A 17021-nucleotide genomic window follows, 5' to 3' on the forward strand; every position below is an offset into this window, starting at 1 on the left:
TCGTAGGTGTCTCAAACAAGGATTTCAGCAGCGGGGCCATGTCCCAAAAAGGCACTCGGCGATGCGCTTGCGCCATATGCTCCAGCACAGAAAACCGCCACGATGTCACCTACCCCCGCTTTTGGCATACGCACCTTGTCAGCCAACCTGTCGAGCGGCGTACATAGGCGCCCCACGATATTGACCGTCTCTTCCGCTGGCTTATCGAAGCGCGTCGCGATGCCGACGGGGTAATTTCGCCTTACGACCGTTCCGAAATTGCCTGAGGCCGCCAGTTGGTGGTGCAGACCACCGTCCGTAATGAGGTACGTTTCGCCATAACTCTCCTTGCGGTCGAGTATGCGTGTCAGATACACGCCCGCCTCGCCGACAAGGTATCGACCGAGTTCTATGTGAAATTCGGTATCGGACAAAGTTGATGGAAGGTTCTGCATCCCGACCGAAATACCTTGTCCGAGCCTTGCAAGGTCAAGAGGCTTGTCGCCTGGAAAATATGGGATGCCAAAGCCGCCACCCATATTGAGCAGGGGAATACCGATGCCGGAATCGCGCGCGATCTGATCGGCGAGAGCTAATACGTTCGCTTGTGCTTCGAGAACCGCCTGCGCGTCGAGTGACTGGCTGCCGGTGAAAATATGCAGGCCTCGCCATTCGCAGTCCTGTGTCGCCAACTCCCGAACCAGTGCGGGGATGCGTTCCGCATCGATGCCGAACGGTTTCGCGCCCCCACCCATTTTCATGCCCGAGCCGCGAAGCTCGAACCTGGGATTGACCCGTATTGCCAGGCAGGGCGTTAGATTGCCCCTTCGACCGATTGCCAAAGCACGTTCCGCTTCGTGCTCGCTCTCCAGATTGATCGTAACGCCAGCTTCGATTGCGGCGGCAAGTTCGTCATCGCCCTTACCAGGCCCTGCGAAACTGATCGACGATGGTTTCATACCGCTTGCGAGCGCCATCTCCAATTCGCCTCGGGAAGCGATATCGAACCCGTCGACCAGCGCCGCCATCCGGTTTAGCAATGGTGCGAAGCTGTTTGCCTTGATGGCGTAATTAAGCCGTATTGACGCTGGCAAATGCTCACGCAGATCGGAGATACGCTGCGCGATCATATCCGCGGAATATACGAATAGCGGCGTCGCACCGGCTTCGGAAACAAGCGAGCTCACTGGTCTGCCGCCTATCGCGAGTTCGCCAGTCTGGTCAGCAAACCCCGGCGGTATCGGGCCAACCGGTTTCACAATGAATACTCCGCGATCAAAGCAGCTCTGTCGATCTTGCCGTTGGGGTTTATCGGCATTTCAAACCGCCAATGTATCGCATCCGGTTGCATGAACCCCGGCAATTCTCGCTTCAGTGCGCCCCGTAAAGCCTCATCGGCATCGCGACCTCCCAGTGTCCGCACGATCAGCACTATCCCCTGCCCCTTCTCTTCATCCGGGATCCCGAAAGCGACCGCATCTGCCACGAACCCGGTCGCCACTGCCGCCGCTTCTATCTCTTGCGGACTGATACGATTACCCATGGTCTTGATCATGGCATCGCGCCGTCCAGCGAAATACAGCAGCCCGTCTTCATCAGAAATGACCCTGTCGCCCGAATAGACTGCTAAGCCGCCATAGCGCGAAGCAGGCGGCGCCGGTTTGAATCGTTCGGCGGTCCTCTCTTCATCCTGCCAATAACCTTTCGCAACCAGAGGGCCACAGTGCACCAGCTCGCCTTCTTCCCCCGGTTGGCAAAGGCTATTGTCGTCTCGAACCACGAGTATCTCTGCAAACGGTATAGCCGATCCCATTGAAGTCGGATGGCTATCGACAAGATGCGGCGGAAGATAGGTCGAACGGAACGCCTCCGTCAGTCCGTACATCGGGTAGATTTCCGTCGATGGGAAGACGGACTGCAGACGATGGACAAGATCTGTCGTCAATGCACCGCCGCTATTGGTGATCCGCCTCATGCAATCGATCGCAGCTTCAGGCCAATCGACCTCCGTCAACTGTCGCCAAAGCGGAGGAACAGCCGCAAGCGTCGTAATGCCGTACTTCTCGCATGCCTTCGGCACATCGCGGGCGAAAAGATAATCGAACGGCACCGCGGATCCGCCCGAGTAGAATGCGCTGAGGATCTGGTTCTGGCCGTAGTCGAAGCTAAGCGGCAAGACCGCCAGTGTACGGTCGGAGGGAGCAAGACCGAGATATTGCACCACCGCCGCCGCGCCGAGCCACATATTGGCATGGGACAACACGACCCCCTTCGGTGCTCCTGTCGATCCACTCGTATAGAGGATCGCGGCGATCGCGTTTGGATCGACCGCAGACAGCTGCGCTTTATCGAACTCGCGGGCCGATCCTAGCGCTCGCTCTTCCTCGACAAGTTCGCAATTTGCAGGAACGTCGTCGGCTTCGAGCAAGGTCAACCGCGATGGTGTTCCCACGATAAGCCGCGCGCCGCTATCGCGAAGGATATGGGCAACCTGGGCCCTTTTGAGCAATGGGTTGATAGGCACATGTATCATTCCAGCTCTCGCTGCCGCGAGCGGCATGAAGCATGTCAATTCGCCTTTCGCCGCCCAACTCGCCACTCGATCGCCCGCTTGCCCTTTTGAAGTCAGCCAGGACGCGAGGCGCCCGACATTCCGGGAAAGGTCGTCATAAGTAAGGGATCGGTCACGAAGTATCAGCGCGATATCGCTCGGCTTGCCCCGCTCGGTAAGGTGATCGAGTGGAAAGGCTTCGGGGTTTGGCAAGCTGCTATCCATCGTTCGTGCATATCCGCATTGGCGCCTTTAGGCGCAAGTGCTCCTGCTTTCACGATCGGATCGGCTTGCGCCGTGGTTTCACGGCGAGTAGACGGCCTCGCAGGAGAATGCGAGCATGACAGCGAAAACCGCGCAAACCGCATCGGCAGTCGGTCCGAGCCGTGAGGCGATCGATGGCGAGCTGCGTCAGATCCTTATCGATGTACTCGCGTTGCCGCCTTCGCAAGTCGCCGAATTCGACGCAGATACCGGTTTGTTCGGATATTTGCCGGAATTGGACTCCATGGCTGTTGCCGGGCTTCTCACCGAGATGGAAGACAGGCTCGATATCGTGATCGACGACGACGATGTCGATGGCGAGATGCTTGAAACTTATGGTGGCCTGCTCGCCTTCGTAGAGGCCAAAACAGTTACCGCTTAACGCATGAACAGACTGGTCAACTCGACATGGGTAGACCAGCGAAACTGTCCGACCGGTCGGACTTTTTCGAGCCTGAAACCGGCATCGATCAGAGTCTTCGCGTCGCGCGCCCAGCTTGCGGGATTGCAGCTCACATATGCGACGCGCTCGATATCGCTTTGCGCTATCTGTGTCACCTGTTTGTGCGCGCCGGCGCGGGGCGGATCGAGTATTGCCGCATCGAATCGGCCGATTTCTTGCGGCTGCAAAGGGTTGCGGAACAAGTCGCGGTGCATGGTGTGGACGGGAAGTTGGCCGCGGTCCGCGGCGAGCTTGCAAGCCAGATGCGCATCGCGAGCGGCTTCGACGGCGAGGACTTTGGCAGGTCCGACAACCGAGAACGCGAAAGTGCCAAGACCTGCGAAAAAGTCCGCGACGGTGGTGGCCGAACCGACAAATTCGCGAACGTCTGCGCACAAGCGCTGCTCGCCGTCCTGCGTGGGTTGGAGGAAGCTGCCGACCGGCAAACCGACAGGCGTCCTGCCGAGCGAAACGGTGACGGGTTCCGGCTCCCACACCGTCTGAGGCGTATAGCCGTCGTGAACGGTCAATCGGGTCAAGCTATTGGTTCGAGCAAGCTCGAGGATACCCTCGGTCGCCGCGAGCCCGTCCAGTTCGATACCGCTGATCGTGCAATCGACGCCCTGATCTGCCAGCGTCAGTGAAATATCGACCGGCCGCTTCCCGGCATATCGTGCGATCGCGTCGCGCAAGGGGGCGATCAGGCGAAACAGCGCCGGATCGAGTACCGGGCACTCACGCAAATCGAGAACGTGGTGCGAACGTTGCTGCTTGAATCCCAGAACCGCGCCGGACCTCGTTTTCATGCCATGTAGCGTCGCGCGTCTGCGGGACTTCGGCGGCGACAGGTGGGTTTCAAGCAGTGTCCCGATTGCGAGACCCTGTCCCTCCGCCGCGTTGACCACCCGGTCGGTCACGAACTGGCGGAGTACACTCTCGTCCGCATACTGCAATTGGCATCCGCCGCATTCGGGGAAATGGCGGCACGGTGGTTCGACATGGTGCGGACCGAATGAAAGAGTGCCGTCGCTCTCAACGACATCGCCGGTGACACCGCCAAGAACATGTCGGCCCGAAGCTGTGACGCCATCGCCTTTCGCGGCAATGCGGATGACCGCTTCACTTTCGCTCACAGGAACGCCCTCATCGCCGATCCGACACAGTGGGTCAGTTCGCTTGCGGTGAACGCGGGAGCAGCAAGGCGCGCCGCTTCGGCGTGGAGCCAGAAACCTTCCTCGGCCGCCTGGAACGGATCGCCATCCATCGCAAGCCGCGCGGCGATGATGCCAGCTAGTACATCGCCGCTTCCTGCGACCGACAGCCACGGGGTTGCCGCCGGGAAATAACGCATGCCATCCTCGCCGACCAAAATTGTATCCGGTCCCTTGGCAAGAACCGTCATGCCGGTTTTCGCATGAAGCGCACGGGCGCGGTTCGCCTTTCCTTCGTCCCTGATATCGAAGGTGTTGCACAAGGCCGCCAATTCGCCCTCGTGCGGCGTACATACGAGTTTGGTGGCGTCGAGACCTTCAAGCGTGTCGCTATCGATCAGATGGAGGGCGTCGGCATCAAGGACAGTTGGCATGCCTTGATCGAGGACGGCGCTTAGCCTGTCTCGCGACAGTGAAGACCGGCCGAGGCCCGGTCCGATGAGGCAGGCATCAATCCGCCTATCGTTTAGCGCTTCTGCAAGCTCCATCTCGTCGACGACGAGGTCGGCCGGAGCAGCCGGATGCGAATGCTCGCTAATAAGTTTCACATAGCCTGCCCCGGCCCGCATCGCCGCCTCCGCCGAAAGGAGTGACGCACTGGGCATCTCGCCCGCCGCAATGGCGAGCAACCCACGTATGTATTTCTGACTGTCAGCTTGCGGCACTTGGAACTTCGGCCGGGAAGAAGAGCGCTTAAACGTGTCCTTCGTATCGATCCCGATCGGTACTAGACGGGTCGTACCCATGTATTGTCGCGCAGGTATCGTAAAATGGGCAGGTTTCCACGCGCCCAGCGCGAGGGTCAGATCGAACTGCGGCACCGTTCCGAGCAGTTGGCCGCTATCGGCCACGACACCGCTCGGTACGTCGACGGCGATCCGATAGGCATCCATGTTCGAGAGCTGTTCGAGGAGCTGCGCGTAAGGCCCTTCAACGGCTCGCGAAAGGCCATATCCGAACAAACAGTCGACGATCACGGGATCCGAGAGATCGCCATCCCGTTCGACCGTGCCTTCGTACAGCGCGCGCGCTTTTTTGGAGAGGTCCGTATTCGGCAGTTCGGGTGCCACGACGCGGACTTTCGTACCGCCAATCGCCAGAGTTTGCGCAATGACGTAGCCATCGCCGCCGTTGTTGCCGGGCCCGCACAGAACGGTGACCGCTCTGCCCGCCGCCATGCGTCGAACCCATTCTGCTGCGCCTTCGCCCGCGCGGCGCATCAAATCCCATTCGGACACACCATCCGCCGTTGCTGCCCTTTCGGCGGCACGCATTTCCGCAACGGAGAGGACGGCGTTGCTCATGATCGCAGGCTAGATATCGGCGAACACATGCGTTTCGCGCGCCGCGCCGGGGTGGGTCACCGCGCCTTCGGATGCAGGGCCGACATTTTGCGCGAAGCGCCACAAAGCGCCTGACTGGTAATCGTTCTGGCGCGGCTGCCACGCTATCCGCCGCTCGTCGAGTACGGACGGTTCGACGTTGAGGTCGATGGTTCCCGCTTCGGCATCGATGGCGATCTCGTCGCCGTCCTCGATCAGGGCGATCGGGCCGCCTTCGGCAGCTTCCGGCCCGACGTGGCCGATGCAGAAACCCCGCGTCGCGCCGGAGAAGCGCCCGTCGGTTATAAGTGCGACTTTCTCGCCCATGCCTTGCCCGTAAAGAGCGGCAGTCGTGGCAAGCATTTCGCGCATGCCGGGGCCGCCTTTCGGTCCTTCGTACCGGATGACGATTACGCTTCCCTCGGCGATGTCGCGATCCTCCACCGCTCGGAAAGCGTCTTCCTCGCATTCGAACACGCGGGCCGGACCGGTGAATTGAAGCCGTTTCATCCCGGCGACTTTCACGATCGCACCTTCGGGCGCCAGCGAACCTTTCAAGCCGACCACGCCGCCAGTCGGGGTGATCGGCGTCTTGACGTCGTAAAAGACTTTCTGATCGCGATTCCACGTAATCTCGTCGATATTTTCGCCGAGCGTCTTGCCGGTCACCGTAAGCGGTTCGGGATCGAGAAAACCACCGTCGAGCAGGGTTTTCATCGCCATGTAAACGCCGCCCGCCTCGTGCATATCTTTAGCGACATAGCGGCCGCCGGGCTTCAGATCGGCGATGTACGGGGTCGATTTGAAGATTTCGGCGACGTCGTGAAGGTCGAATGCGATCCCCGCCTCGTGCGCCATGGCCGGCAAATGGAGCGCTGCATTGGTGGACCCACCGGTCGCCGCCACGACGCGCGCGGCATTCTCGAAGGCGGCACGAGTGCAAATGTCGCGCGGGCGCAGATTGCGCTCCAGAAGCGTCATCACCTGCCGTCCCGCAGCCATCGCAATTTCCTCACGCGATTTATACGGTGCGGGAGCCATATTGCTGTTCGGTAAGGACAATCCAATCGCTTCCCCGACGCATGCCATGGTGTTTGCGGTGAATTGCCCTCCGCACGCCCCGTGCCCGGGACAAGCGACCTTCTCCAACGCGGTCAAGTCTTTCAGCGGGCAATTTCCGGCGGCATGCTGCCCTACCGCCTCGAACACATCGACCACCGTGACGTCTTCACCTTTGTAAGTGCCCGGCAGGATCGAGCCGCCATAGACGAAGATGCTCGGCACATTCAGGCGCAGCATCGCCATCATCATGCCCGGCAAGCTCTTGTCGCAGCCTGCGAACCCGATCAGCGCATCATAACAATGGCCGCGCACCGAAAGTTCGACCGAATCCGCGATTACCTCCCGGCTGACGAGCGAGCTTTTCATGCCCTGATGGCCCATCGCGATCCCGTCGGTCACGGTGATGGTGTTAAAACGGCGCGGCATTCCGCCCGCTTCGTCCACGCCGCGACGGCAGATGTCAGCCTGTGCATCGAGCGTAGTGTTGCACGGCGCGCTATCGTTGCCCGCGCTCGCCACAGCGACGAAAGGCCGCGCGATCTCTTCTTCGGTCAGGCCCATAGCATAGTAATAGGACCGGTGTGGCGCGCGCTCCGGGCCGACCGAAACGTGGCGGCTGGGGAGTTTCGATTTATCGAATTTGGGCATCGCGCTCGCTTCCTATCCGCTCGTCATGAGCCTGTCGAAGGACTCTCATGATTTTGCAGGCGGTAGAAGAAAAGGCGTGGCTTCGACAAGCTCAGCTCGAACAGTCTTTTCGATAGGATTACTGATACGCTCTAAACCTCGAGCGCCACTCGCCCCATGATGTCCGCCAGTAAGGTCGCCCAGCGCGATTGCCCGGCGGCCGTGTTCACCTGGTCCTGCCGAATCTCCACGGTGCAGTACGGAATGCCGCGCGCTTCCGCATGGCGATCCATCGTCGCGTTGAGCTGTTTGCCGGAATAAGGTTCGTTGTCGCCGACGGTCAGGCCCTGCTCGCCGAACAGACGGATTGCGTGGCGGGCGGCGCGGTCGTCCTGATTGTAGAGGAGGCCGACTTCCCATGGCCGCGTTTCGTCGCTTGTCTCCAGGCTCGGCGTAAAGCTGTGTAGCGCGAGGATAAGGCGCGGTTGCAACCGGTCGATCAGCTTGCCGAGCGCGGTATGATAGGGCCGGTGAAAGCGTTCGAGCCGCATCGCAAGGTCCGCGCCGATATTGCCGGGAATAAGATGTCCGTCGCTTTCGCTGGGAACCACCGCCGCTTCGTTTTCCTTGCGGTGAAGGTCGCAAACAAGGCGACTAACGGTTGCGATATGCGCCGGGAGACCATGCTTGCGTGCAAGGCGATCGGCCATACCGCCGACCCCGATATCGACTGCGATATGCGCGTTCAGCAATTTAGGATCGATGCCTAACTGGATATCGTCCGGGACATAGTTCGAGGCGTGATCGGCAACGCACAGGATGCCGCCCGCACGCGCATCTTCCACGCCGACCTGGCGGTAAGGAAGATTGTCGATCATCATCGCAGGGAACCCTTCATTTGCCACCAGTAAGAGTGGCTGCTGGCAATTTGCTCCGCTGCTTGGTCGCGCCTTTTCTCATCGTCGTACAAAGCGAAACACGTGGCACCGGAGCCCGACATACGGGCGAGAATCGGCGAAGTTCCGCGCAGTGCGTCAAGAATCTCCGAGATAGCAGGGCAAAGGGCGATGGCGGGATCTTCGAGGTCGTTGCGCCCGTCGAGCGCGATCCGTCGCGCGTCACCTTCCGGCAGGGGGCCGCGATCCCCGCCGCTCCATCGTGCGAACACATCGGCGGTGGACAGCCCTTCTCGCGGATTGACGAGCAGAACCGGGGTTCCGGCGAGCCCGTCGTCAGCACGCTCGAGTTCCGTTCCCGTCCCCCGACCTATGCAGGTGCGGCTTTTGACGCAGGCCGGCACATCGGCGCCTAGGGCAGCAGCGCGCGCGTGCCAATCGTCGGGCAAGCCGTACATTTCGCGCACGATGCGGAACACCGCACCGGCATCCGCCGATCCGCCACCAAGCCCTGCCGCGACGGGTAATCGCTTGTCGAGTGCGATCGTCAGCCCCGTCGGCCGCGGCAATTTGCCAAGCGCCCGCGCCACGAGATTACCGAAAGGCAGTCCGAGATCGTCCGCGAACTCACCCTGTTGATGCAGCGCATCGGCATCAGCAGGATGCGCCGTCAGAACATCGCCTTGGTCGACGAAGGCGAATAGCGTTTCGAGTTCGTGATAGCCATCATCGCGGCGCGCACGGACGTGCAGCGCGAGGTTGATCTTCGCGTAGGCGGTTTCGGTCGTCGGCAAGTCACATATTCGGATAATTCGGACCGCCGCCGCCTTCGGGCGTGGTCCATTCGATGTTCTGGTTCGGGTCCTTGATGTCGCACGTCTTGCAGTGGACGCAGTTCTGCGAGTTGATTACGAATTTCGGCTCGGCCTCGCCTTCGGTCACCCATTCGTAGACGCCGGCGGGGCAATAGCGCGTCGAGGGGCCGCCATAGACGCCCAACTCGCTTTCCCGCTGCAATTCCATGTCCTGGACTTGCAGGTGATTGCGCTGATCCTCGGCGTGGTTGGTGTAGCTGTAGGCGACGTTGGTCAGCCGGTCAAAGCTGAGTTTACCGTCAGGCTTCGGATAATCGATTGGCGCATGCAGATCCATGCGTTCGAGCATGGTGTAGTCGCGGTGGTGCTTCATGGTGATCGGAAGGCCGATCTTGAGCTGACGCATCCACATGTCGATTCCGGCGAGCACGGTTCCAATGTCCTCGCCATATTTCGCGACAGCGGGCTGCGCATTCTTCACCAGTTTCAATTCGTCGGCGATCCAGCTGGAGCGAACGGCGTCGTCATACTCCATCAGTTCGGCATGCTCTTTGCCCGCGGCGATCGCGGCAGCCATGCTTTCTGCCGCCAGCATTCCGCTCTTCATCGCGGTGTGGCTGCCCTTGATGCGCGGCACGTTGACGAAGCCGGCTGCGCAGCCGACTAGCACGCCACCGGGGAAGGCGAGCTTTGGCACGCTTTGCCAACCGCCTTCGTTGATCGCGCGCGCACCATAGGCAACCCGCTTCCCGCCTTCGAGAATTGCCGCGATCTCCGGATGGTGCTTGAAGCGTTGAAATTCCTGGTAGGGCGAAACGTAGGGGTTGCGGTAATCCAGCGCAGTGACAAAGCCGATGGCCACCTGGTTGTTCGACTGGTGGTAGATAAACCCGCCGCCCCAGGTGCCGCTTTCGGACAATGGCCAACCTTGCGTGTGGATGACACGGCCGGGCATGTGCTTGTCCGGCTCGATGTCCCACAATTCCTTGATCCCAAGACCGTAGACCTGCGGCTGGCAGTTCGCTTCCAGATCGAAGCGCTGCTTCATCTTCTTCGTGAGATTGCCCCGCACCCCTTCAGCGAAGACGGTATATTTTGCATGAATTTCCATGCCCGGTTCATATTCCGGCTTGTGCGTACCGTCGGCAGCGACGCCCATATCCTGCGTTATAATACCGGTGACTGCGCCGCTTTCGTCGAACATGACCTCGGATGCCGGGAAGCCGGGGAAGACCATGACGCCCAATCCCTCGGCCTGCTCGGCCAGCCAGCGCGACAGATTGCCGAGCGAACCGGTGTAGTTGCCGTCATTCCCCATGAAGGGCGGTAGCATCATTTCGGGCAGGTTGGACTTTCCCGTTTTCGAGAGCACCCAGTGATGATTCTCCACCACAGGCGTTTCCGCCATCGGACAATCCATCTCGCGCCAGTCGGGCAGGAGCTCGTCGAGCGCCCGCCCGTCGACCACCGCACCGGACAATACGTGCGCACCGATCTCGCTACCCTTTTCGAGCACGATGACTTCGAGTTCGTCGTTGATCTGCTTCAGCCGGATCGCCGTTGCCAGACCGGCCACGCCGCCGCCGATGATGACGACATCGCAAGGCATGGATTCACGTTCGCTCATGTCTCTCTCTTCTCGTCGCAAGCTTGTGCCTGTTCACTTGATTGCTGGGGCGTTTGAGGTCAAGACCCGCGGCGGACGGATGATGGTTGCACAGCCTTATAAAAACGGCGTTTTGCCGGGAAAGGACGCGCTCGCCGCCGCGTTCGACTGGTGGCGCGAAGCCGGGGTCGATTTCGACTATGCCGACACGGCGAACCAATGGCTTCGGGCCGATGAAACGGACGAGGCCGTAACGTCGCCGCCCGTGCCGCTTCCAAAAGAGCCCGCACGCAAGACAGCGCTCGAACGTGCGCTGGGCGATGAAGATGCGGGCAGGATCGGCGGAAATGAACGGGATTGGCCGCAGGATTTGCCAGCGTTTCACAACTGGTGGCTGACCGAAAAAAGTTTGAGTGACGCGTCTGAAGACCGTCGTGAACCACCGATCGGCGCGCGCGGCGCGGAAATCGCAGTGCTGACGCCATTTCCGCTTGAAGTGAACGAACAGGACTTTCTCGCCGCAATTTTGCGCGCGTTCGGGTCGCAGGAGATGCAGGTCTATCGCGCCAGCGCGGTGCCGGCAGCGATCGGCCTTCCCGATTGGCAAGAGCTTCGATCGCGCGGTCTGGCCGCTCTGACGAGGCACCACATGGCGCTGGCACAGCCGAAGCGCCTGCTTGTATTCGACCGGGGCCTCGCGCCGCTGTTCGACATCGGACCGAGCGCGGCGCGCACGCCGACTGTACTGGAACTCGGTGCACGGCAGATGCCCCTGATGCTCGCCCCCGCCCTCGCCGACCTCATGCGCTCACCCGAGCGCCGCAAGACTTTCTGGAACCGCTGGCTCGAATGGACCGCATGACTTCGCTTCGCTCATCTCTCGCTGCTTTTGCGTTGATCGCCGTCGCCTCGGCTGCGCAGCCCGTTTATGCCGATAGTACGACCTACTTCACGCGCTCGCATTCCGCTGCCCTTCCGCGCCTCCTTTCGACAGAGGACCGCCTCTATTACGGCTCGCTGTTCGAGGCGATCGACGGGCAGAACTGGGACCGGGTCGAAGTGCTACTGCTGCAGCGCGAGGATGGTCCGCTGCACGGCGCTGCGCTGGCCGAATATTTCCTTCATCCGAACAGTCCGCGCATTCCGCTGGAGCGCGTACAGTCTTGGCTCGCACGCTATAGCGACAGTCCGGAAGCGGAGGGCATCATCCGTCTCGGCCAAACGCGCGGGTTGGAGAATCCACCTTCTCTTCCTCCGGAACGGCAACTCGTCCGGCAGACCGGCATGTCGAAGCGCATCCTGCCGCGTTCGGTCGAGGACGGCACCATGCCCGCCGAACTGCGCACGGCGATCTTGGAGCGCATCGTCGCGGACGATCCCGATGGTGCGCGCCTACTGCTCGACGGGATCGACAATTCGCTCTCGCGCGAGGCGCGGGCAGAGTGGCGGCAGCGCGTCGCGTGGTCCTACTATATCGAAAATCGCGACGCCGATGCCTGGGGCATGGCCAACCTCGTGCGCGAAGGCAGCGGCGCATGGGTCGCGGAGGGCGAGTGGGTGGCGGGTCTCGCCGCCTGGCGACTAGGCGACTGCGACGCAGCGGTCGACGGTTTCCGCGCCGCCGCGCAAAATTCGACCAATCAGGAACTGACCTCCGCCGCACGCTATTGGGCCGGCCGCGCCTTTACCCGGTGTCGCAAGCCGATCGATGCGCAGGAGCAGTTCCGCGCTGCCGCGCGCTACGACGAGACGCTGTACGGTATGCTCGCGCTTGAACAGCTCGGGCAGGATATGCCGGGCGACCACGCGACGCCCGACCTGACGGCGGATGACTGGCGCCGCTTGCAGGACGAACCGGCCGTGCGCGAGGCGGTGATGCTTGCCGAGATCGACCGGCGCGATGCAGCGGACGAGGCGCTGCGCTGGCAGGCTAGGCGCATCGATGTGCGCGACTACCCGGCCCTCACCCGGCTTGCTCGCGCCTTAGGTCTTGCTGGCACGCAGAGCTTCATGGCGTATAACGCCCCGCGCGGTGCGGTCTCGCCGCCGAGTCTGCGCTGGCCGGTGGCCTATCATACGCCGCATGGCGGGTGGCAGGTCGATCCGGCACTCGCTTTCGCCCACGCCTTGCAGGAGTCGAACTTTCGCGAAAGCGTGGTCAGCCCTGCAAACGCCATCGGCCTCATGCAGATCAGGCCGATTGCTGCGCGCGAATACGCCTCGTCTATCAATCTCAGCGCTTCGGCCGACCTCAAGGATCCGAAGACCAATCTCGCCTTCGGACAGCGGACGCTGGAAGCGCTGAGCCAATCCGGAGCCACGCGCGGCCATCTGCCCAAGGTGATGGCAGCCTACAATGCCGGCCTTACCCCCGTGACACGGTGGAATACCGAGGTGAACGATCAGAACGATCCACTACTCTGGATGGAATCGATCCCCTATTGGGAGACGCGCGGCTATGTTGCCATCGTGATGCGCAATTACTGGATGTATCTCCGTCAGGCCGAGGCGAACCGGCCCAGTGCCGAAGAACTTGCCCAGAACCGTTGGCCTAGCTTTCCGAGGACGCGGTGATGCCAATCGATGAAAGCCGGGCCTTCAAGCCAATCAATATCGCGCTTCTGACGGTTTCGGATACGCGTACACGGGACGATGACACCTCCGGCGATATTCTAGCCGAGCGGATCGAGGGAACTGGTCACAGCGTTGCCGCGCGCGAAATTCTGCGTGACGACGTCGATGAGATCGTCACACTGCTCGAACGCTGGATTGCCGACGGCGAGATCGACGCCGTAATCATCACCGGGGGCACAGGCCTGACCGGACGCGATGTCACGCCCGAGGCGCTCGGACGGGTTAAAACCAAGGACATTCCGGGCTTCGGTGAATATTTTCGTTACATCAGCATTGCCAGCATCGGCACTAGTACAATCCAAAGTCGGGCCTGCGCGGTGCTAGCGCAAAGCACCTATATTTTTGCCCTGCCCGGCTCGAACGGCGCGGTGAAAGATGGATGGGACCAGATCCTCGCTCTGCAACTCGACAGCCGCCATCGGCCCTGCAATTTCGTCGAACTCATGCCTCGATTGCAGGAGCGCTAAGGCCACTTCCACCATTCCTATGTTCCGTGTATGTTCTCCTGCATGGAGCCGAGCAACGAGTCGCCGATCACGGGCCGGGGAGCGCAATCCGCCGCGGTTTCGACACGCTTCGGACTGGACCAGCGCGAAGCGGATGGCGACTGGCGCGATCACATGGAGGCATTGGACGGTCCGCCGGTCAAGCTACGCACCCATGTGACCGAAGAACATCCGAAGACGATCCTCAGCTTCAATCAGTCGCCTGATATCTTTTTCGACCGTTCAATAAACGCCTATCGTGGCTGCGAGCATGGCTGCGTCTATTGTTTCGCCCGGCCGACCCATGCTTATCACGACCTTTCGCCTGGGCTGGATTTCGAGACGCAGCTTTTCGCGAAGCCGAATGCGGCGGACTTGCTACGCGCCACGCTCGCCAAGCCCAAGTACAGACCCAAGCCGATCGCTATGGGGACCAATACCGATCCCTATCAACCGATCGAGCGTCGCTATCGCATCACACGGCAGGTGCTGGAGGTCTGCCTGGACGCGCGACATCCGGTCACGATCACGACCAAGTCGGACCGGGTACTGGACGATCTCGACCTGATCGCCGAAATGGCGGAGCAGCGGCTCGTCGCGGTGGCGATTTCGGTGACAAGTCTCGATCCCAAGCTTTCGGGCAAGCTCGAACCGTGCGCCGCTTCGCCTGCCAAGCGGTTGCAGGCCTTGGCGAAATTGTCGGAGGCTGGGGTGCCTACGCACTGTTCGGTCGCCCCGGTGATACCGGCTATCACCGACGAGTTCATGGAAGAGATCGTGCAGCGCGCCGCCGCGCTCGGCGTGGCAAGCGTAGGCTGGATACCGTTGCGCTTGCCGCACGAAGTCGCGCCTTTGTTTCGGGAATGGCTCTCGGTCCACTTCCCCGATCGCAGCGACAAGGTAATGAGTATCGTGTGCTCGATCCGCGACGGGAAGGACAACGATCCGAGCTTCTTCAACCGTCTGCGTCCGGTCGGCGTATGGGCTGATCTGTTCCGCGCCCGCTTCCGCCTGGCCTGTAAACGCGCCGGTCTGGACAAGACGCAATTCGAACTCGATTGCACGCAGTTCCGCCCGCCGACGGTAGGTGGTCAACTACGGTTACTGTGAAATAGCGGGGGAGAGACAGTCCCTCCCCCGCCGCCAAGGCTCAAGCGAAGTCGTAAGCGACTTTCGACTGTACGCTTCTGCGCTTCTGGCCGCGCACCGCCGCGCCGACGAAACCGAAGCCGAGGATCATCATCATCCAGGCTGCCGGTTCCGGCACTGCGCCCATAGCCGGTGCGACTGCAATGCCGAATACCGGACGTTCGAGGGTGCCGATAAGCGTAGCGGTACCGGTCGAAAGATCGACGGTGTGGAATGTGCTCACATCCGACAGGTAGGCAGTGCCATCGAAATCGATGTCGAAGCCGACACGTGGCCCGACTTCACGCCCGAGCGAACCGACCGTCGTCAAAGTGCCGGCATTGTTAGCCTGCATTACGAGCGAGTCGGTGTTCGTACCGATGGCGAATTGCTGGGTCGTCCCGTGCAGATACGCGTTCCCGGTTACTTGCGGGTCCGTACCGAAATTGGGGTCGCCGGCACCGTATGCGACATCCGTAAATTGCGACGCAGTTCCGGCCTCGGGATTCACGACGTAATTGCTGTCGTCATTGCTGACCACGCGGATAGCATCGACCACCGTATTGAAATCGAAGCCGAAATTGCTTCCGGTGATGTTGAGTACGTCGGTCACCGCAGTAGCGAGACCGCTCATCATGTTGATGGTGTAGACGCGCAGGTCATCAGCAAGGCCATACAGCAAGCCGTCGCTGTCGCGAAAATCCAGAGCCAGGAAGGTTGCTGTAGTTCCGGAAATGCGAGTGCTGCTGTCGAAGCTTTCCGGTGTGCTGGAATCGAAGGTGACGAGGTTATTGTTTTCATCGACGCCGACGATGGTTGCAGCGTTTGCCGTACTCGCAGTGCAGAGGGTGATAACAAGTGCAGTAGCTAGTCTTTTCATGACGAAAGATCCTTACGCAACGAACCGACCAGATTGGAAGATTCGCGCGTAGTTAACAGTTTTGAAACCCGTTAACTATCTTTTAATCTCCAATTGTCGCTGCGAAGGGCATGAAAAGCCGATACGTCGTCAAACCTCATCGCCCGGGGTGACCTTCGCAATCACGTGCCGGATAGTGCGATAGAGCATGATGACCGTTGCCCCCAGCAGAGCGATAACAAGGACCACGCCGCCGAACAGCGTCTCGTAGAGTATCGGATACCAGTTGCTCGGCATGCCGTCGAACTCGCCTACGGGGAACACGAGAATCATGAGCAAGATAAGACTGGTCATCAGGGAAATAACCGAAAGTCGCGCGATCCGCTCGACGTTGCCGTAAATTCGGTGAGCGAATTCCTGATCGGCTCGCCGTACCATCCCGATCAGGGTCAGCATCAATGCCAAGGTCGTCGCCGAAGCGGTAGCCGTGGCTGATCCTAGATAGAGACCGGAGCGTGCCAGCGATTCAAGCAGCACCATCGCTTCGCCGGAACCGTATACGGAGCCGATCGCCTGCCGCGCGCCATAACCGAACGTGCAAATGAGAAGAAACGTAACCCCGGGCCAAATCCAATGTTTCATGGCCGGCAAACGGGAAACGGCAAGCCGCGGGGCCCAAACTTCGAATTGTTGGGTGGGATCTTCTAAAAACCGTCACCCGCTGCGCCCGGCTTGAACCGTACCAACCTGCTGTCCAGCAACGCCGCCGTCCGGTTCACCACCGCCTTCTGGTATTCCGGATCGCTGATCATCTCGAAGAACGCAGCCGCGCTGGGGTAACTAGCCACGAAGCCATCATGCCAGTGCATGTTCTCTGGTCCGGTAACGACCGCCTCGTAAGCGCCGCGCCACACGATGCTGCCGCCTACGCGACGGAAGATCGGGCCGCTCGTCTTACCGTATTCCTCGTAAGCGCGGCGACCGCTCCAGCCCTTATCGGTGTTCTCTTGGCCGTCCGGGTAAGCAGCCTTATCACGATATTGGAGAAGGTTGAGCATATGGATCGGCTCGTCGCGGGGCAGCGCCTTGAAGGCATCGAAGTTCTCGCGGCTTGGATCGATATAGCGGTCAGTCATGCGG

At 60.7% G+C, this 17021-nt stretch carries 16 protein-coding genes; 5 read left to right on the top strand and 11 right to left on the bottom strand.

All coding sequences use genetic code 11. The annotated features are described in order from the left end of the window. Positions 1-11 precede the first annotated feature (11 nt). Both E3U23_RS03670 and E3U23_RS03675 read right to left on the bottom strand, forming a co-directional pair. Positions 12-1238: a pyridoxal-dependent decarboxylase, exosortase A system-associated gene (locus E3U23_RS03670; protein WP_279349850.1), complete on the bottom strand. Its 1227-nt coding sequence runs from the start codon at positions 1236-1238 to the stop codon at positions 12-14. Further along, complete coding sequence (locus E3U23_RS03675; protein ID WP_279349851.1) at positions 1235-2755, bottom strand: acyl-CoA ligase (AMP-forming), exosortase A system-associated; 1521 nt, start codon at positions 2753-2755, stop codon at positions 1235-1237. Before E3U23_RS03675 ends, E3U23_RS03670 begins: the two co-directional genes overlap by 4 nt. Positions 2756-2870: 115 nt before the next feature. On the opposite strand from E3U23_RS03675, the gene E3U23_RS03680 reads away from it, so the two are divergent. Further along, positions 2871-3176, top strand: coding sequence for a phosphopantetheine-binding protein (locus E3U23_RS03680; RefSeq protein WP_279349852.1), 306 nt, complete (start codon positions 2871-2873; stop codon positions 3174-3176). Here the strand turns inward: E3U23_RS03680 and E3U23_RS03685 are convergent. The 6 genes from E3U23_RS03685 to E3U23_RS03710 form a co-directional block, all read right to left on the bottom strand. Beyond that, positions 3173-4369: a class I SAM-dependent RNA methyltransferase gene (locus tag E3U23_RS03685; protein WP_279349853.1), complete on the bottom strand. Its 1197-nt coding sequence runs from the start codon at positions 4367-4369 to the stop codon at positions 3173-3175. The genes E3U23_RS03680 and E3U23_RS03685 overlap by 4 nt on opposite strands. Next, positions 4366-5751, bottom strand: a complete 1386-nt coding sequence (locus tag E3U23_RS03690; protein ID WP_279349854.1) for an NAD(P)H-hydrate epimerase — start codon at positions 5749-5751, stop codon at positions 4366-4368. Before E3U23_RS03690 ends, E3U23_RS03685 begins: the two co-directional genes overlap by 4 nt. Positions 5752-5760: 9 nt before the next feature. After that, a complete protein-coding gene (ilvD, locus tag E3U23_RS03695) occupies positions 5761-7479 on the bottom strand; it encodes a dihydroxy-acid dehydratase (RefSeq protein ID WP_279349855.1) in 1719 nt (572 codons plus the stop codon). Positions 7480-7610: 131 nt separating this feature from the next. Continuing rightward, positions 7611-8336, bottom strand: coding sequence for an N-formylglutamate amidohydrolase (locus E3U23_RS03700; RefSeq protein WP_279350242.1), 726 nt, complete (start codon positions 8334-8336; stop codon positions 7611-7613). After that, complete coding sequence (locus tag E3U23_RS03705) at positions 8336-9148, bottom strand: 4-(cytidine 5'-diphospho)-2-C-methyl-D-erythritol kinase (RefSeq protein WP_279349856.1); 813 nt, start codon at positions 9146-9148, stop codon at positions 8336-8338. The genes E3U23_RS03700 and E3U23_RS03705 overlap by 1 nt, the downstream gene beginning before the upstream one ends. A 1-nt stretch (position 9149) precedes the next feature. Continuing rightward, positions 9150-10796, bottom strand: a complete 1647-nt coding sequence (locus E3U23_RS03710) for an electron transfer flavoprotein-ubiquinone oxidoreductase (protein WP_279349857.1) — start codon at positions 10794-10796, stop codon at positions 9150-9152. Between the two features lie 79 nt (positions 10797-10875). Here E3U23_RS03710 and E3U23_RS03715 point away from each other — a divergent pair, with 79 nt between their 5' ends. The 4 genes from E3U23_RS03715 to E3U23_RS03730 are packed head-to-tail and all read left to right on the top strand — an operon-like array spanning position 10876 to position 15004. Then, complete coding sequence (locus E3U23_RS03715) at positions 10876-11637, top strand: hypothetical protein (protein ID WP_279349858.1); 762 nt, start codon at positions 10876-10878, stop codon at positions 11635-11637. Beyond that, positions 11625-13349: a transglycosylase SLT domain-containing protein gene (locus tag E3U23_RS03720; protein WP_279349859.1), complete on the top strand. Its 1725-nt coding sequence runs from the start codon at positions 11625-11627 to the stop codon at positions 13347-13349. The genes E3U23_RS03715 and E3U23_RS03720 overlap by 13 nt, the downstream gene beginning before the upstream one ends. After that, on the top strand, positions 13349-13876 hold the full coding sequence (moaB, locus tag E3U23_RS03725) for a molybdenum cofactor biosynthesis protein B (protein WP_279349860.1): 528 nt from the start codon (positions 13349-13351) through the stop codon (positions 13874-13876). Before E3U23_RS03720 ends, moaB begins: the two co-directional genes overlap by 1 nt. A gap of 42 nt (positions 13877-13918) precedes the next feature. Beyond that, positions 13919-15004 carry a PA0069 family radical SAM protein gene (locus E3U23_RS03730; RefSeq protein ID WP_279349861.1) on the top strand — a complete coding sequence of 362 codons (1086 nt, stop codon included), beginning with the start codon at positions 13919-13921 and terminating at the stop codon, positions 15002-15004. A gap of 40 nt (positions 15005-15044) precedes the next feature. On the opposite strand, the gene E3U23_RS03735 is transcribed toward E3U23_RS03730, so the two are convergent. From E3U23_RS03735 to E3U23_RS03745, 3 genes are all read right to left on the bottom strand, one after another. Beyond that, positions 15045-15902: a DUF4394 domain-containing protein gene (locus tag E3U23_RS03735; RefSeq protein ID WP_279349862.1), complete on the bottom strand. Its 858-nt coding sequence runs from the start codon at positions 15900-15902 to the stop codon at positions 15045-15047. Positions 15903-16031: 129 nt separating this feature from the next. Next, complete coding sequence (locus tag E3U23_RS03740; protein WP_279349863.1) at positions 16032-16523, bottom strand: hypothetical protein; 492 nt, start codon at positions 16521-16523, stop codon at positions 16032-16034. 62 nt (positions 16524-16585) lie between these two features. After that, positions 16586-17017 carry a DUF1330 domain-containing protein gene (locus E3U23_RS03745; RefSeq protein ID WP_279349864.1) on the bottom strand — a complete coding sequence of 144 codons (432 nt, stop codon included), beginning with the start codon at positions 17015-17017 and terminating at the stop codon, positions 16586-16588. Positions 17018-17021 lie beyond the last annotated feature (4 nt).

It is taken from the genome of Erythrobacter litoralis (assembly GCF_029760855.1).
Taxonomy (GTDB): Bacteria; Pseudomonadota; Alphaproteobacteria; order Sphingomonadales; family Sphingomonadaceae; genus Qipengyuania; species Qipengyuania litoralis_A.